The sequence below is a fragment of the Vibrio sp. 2134-1 genome (genome assembly GCF_033339495.1).
Genome location: NZ_JAWOUS010000449.1, coordinates 1 through 688 on the forward strand (window position 1 = coordinate 1; position 688 = coordinate 688).

At 41.0% G+C, this 688-nt stretch carries 1 pseudogene; it reads right to left on the reverse strand.

Annotated elements, in window-relative coordinates:
- Positions 1-68: 68 nt before the first annotated feature.
- A pseudogene (locus R7R78_RS26545) lies at positions 69-688 on the reverse strand (type IV secretion protein Rhs); the annotation flags it as partial.

Consider the following 688-nt stretch of genomic DNA (forward strand, 5'->3'; position numbering starts at 1 on the left):
TCTCAGAAGAAACTCCACTTTCACTCAACTCAGGATTTGCTTTGCGTTCTACAACTTTACTTTGCATTTTAACTTAGTCCTTTGGAATCAATTTTAAATTCTGACACTTCTACTTTTACATCTGAGACATTCCCACCTTCAGGGATGTTTGCTTGAGTATGTATATATCGAATAGGTATACCGAATGAAGCTGCATGTTGAATTTTTCTTGCTGCTATTTTTTCAGTCGTTCCTTCTTTTTTTTCAGACATTAGGTTGGTGATTTCTGCAGTGTATTCCGTTGTCCCTTGCTGATATGCCATGGTACCTATCTTACGGCTGCGCAGCGGGCTGCTCCCTCCTTTGGCCTCAACAATTATAATTTCACCTGGTGGCGGCTCTTCCACCTCGTAAACCATATCAAAATCGCCCGGCTTCGAAATTGAGGTTCCAATATCTTTGGGATGAAGCAGCTTAGCATTAGGACGTTTACTCCGGACAAAGTCATCCGCGGCCAACTCACCTATTTTTGCAGACTGTTGGTTAATATTACCAATTTGAGCGTTATATCCCTCTTCGCCAGATCGAGCGTCCATTGCCTCTTGACGCTCTTTCAAGCATTCATCAATTTTTGCTTTGTTTCTTTCTGTTAGCTCATAATCACTCATATTGAGTTCTGAGTTTTCTTTATACTCTGCTTTATTCAGCA